At 67.4% G+C, this 1,667-nt stretch carries 2 protein-coding genes; both read right to left on the reverse strand.

Annotated elements, in window-relative coordinates; translation table 11 throughout:
- Window positions 1-837 (reverse strand): 16S rRNA (cytosine(1402)-N(4))-methyltransferase RsmH (gene rsmH, locus NON22_RS23960; protein ID WP_257389498.1); only part of this gene is annotated, 837 nt, incomplete at its 3' end.
- Window positions 838-867: 30 nt separating this feature from the next.
- The gene (gene mraZ / locus NON22_RS23965; protein ID WP_257389499.1) at window positions 868-1,314 is read right to left on the reverse strand and encodes a division/cell wall cluster transcriptional repressor MraZ; all 447 of its coding nucleotides are present in this window, start codon (window positions 1,312-1,314) and stop codon (window positions 868-870) included.
- Between the last annotated feature and the right edge of the window lie 353 nt (window positions 1,315-1,667).

Here is a 1,667-nt window from a genome sequence, read left to right on the forward strand (position 1 = left end):
GAGCGCGCGCAGGGTCAGCGGCGCGTGCGCCGGCGGCGGCAGGCCGCGCCGGGCCGGCGGCGGCTGCGAGCGGCTGCGGATGAACTGCTTGACGATGCGGTCTTCGAGCGAATGGAAGCTGATGACGACGAGGCGGCCGCCGGGCTTCAGGCGGCGCTCGGCGCCGGCCAGGCCGCGCTCCAGCGCGTCCAGCTCGCCGTTGACCGCGATGCGCAGGGCCTGGAACGTGCGCGTGGCCGGATGCTTGCCGGGCTCGCGCTTGGGATTGGCGCGCGCGCAGAGCTCGGCCAACTCGGCCGTCGTGCGGATGGGCTGGTCCTGGCGGCGCTCGACGATCCAGCGCGCGATGCGCCGGCTCATGCGTTCCTCGCCGTAGTTGTACAGCACGTCGGCGATGGCTTCTTCGCTCGCACGGGCCAGGAACTCGGCGGCGCTTTCGCCCTGGGTCGTATCCATACGCATGTCGAGCGGCGCGTCGGCCTGGAAGCTGAATCCGCGCTGCGGATCGTCCAGCTGCGGCGACGACACGCCGATATCGAGCAACACACCGTCCAAACCACCCTCCGTCGCGTCCCACTCGGCCAGGTCGGCGAAACTGCCGTGGCGTACCTCTACGCGCGGGTCCTGGCCGAATTCGGCGCGCGCCATGGCGATCGCCTGCGGATCGCGATCCAGCAGCAACAGGCGCCCCCCGGCGCCCAGCCGTTTCAGCACCTCGCGCGCATGACCGCCGCGGCCGAAGGTGCCGTCGAGGTAGACGCCGTCCGGCTTCACGGCGAGCGCGTCCACCGCTTCCGCCAACATGACCGGGACGTGCTTGAGCGTGTCCTGCTTCACCCTGCTCCACCCCGATCCGTGTAGATACCGCTACAACTTCAAGTTCATCATCGCGTCGCTGATCTCGTCCTCGCCTATGGTCTGGCGGATCTTGGCGAGGTGCGCCTGTTCGCTCCACAGCTCGAATTTGGTCCCCATGCCGAGCAAGACCGCCTTCTTCTCTATGCCGGCCGCCATGCGTTGGCTCGCCGGCACGAGGATGCGACCCGCGCCGTCCGGCTCGACGTGCGCCGCGGCGCCGACGAGCTTCATCTGCAGCGCCCGGTGCACGGCCTTGACGTTGGGCAGTTCGTTGACCTGGTCGCGCACGGTCTCCCACTCGTTCAGCGGGAACAGCCAGAGGCAGCCGGTCTCGAAGGGGTTGTAGGTGAACACCAGACGTCCGCCGGACAGCTGCGCAATCAGCTCGCGATAAGCTGTCGGCACGGCGAGCCGACCCTTGTCGTCAATCGTGATGGCGGTTTCGCCCTGAAACATTCCCCAGTGTCCTTCCCACAATTTCCCACCAAATCACACCGGCGCCCACACTAGTCTCAGCCCCTGAGACTGTCAAGGAGAATTTCCGTTACAGATCAATGGGGTTGTAGCAATTCGTGACGAATTCAGGCGGTTTCTAAGCTAGTTAGTTCAGTGCCTTGAATTACAAAGAAATTCAGCGATTCACACTTCAGTTACCTCGCTGAATGGAACGGCTGGGGCCGCCAGCCGGCCGAACCGCCGGCGCGCCGCCGATTTGGGCCGCCGGGCACCCGTCGACGAGGGCGGTCCGCCGCCCCGGCAGCCGCGGAACATTCCCGCAAGCCGCCGGGCGCCGGGCGCGCGGCAGCCCC

Origin of the sequence: Tahibacter caeni (assembly GCF_024609805.1) — a bacterium.
GTDB classification, from domain to species: domain Bacteria; phylum Pseudomonadota; class Gammaproteobacteria; order Xanthomonadales; family Rhodanobacteraceae; genus Tahibacter; species Tahibacter caeni.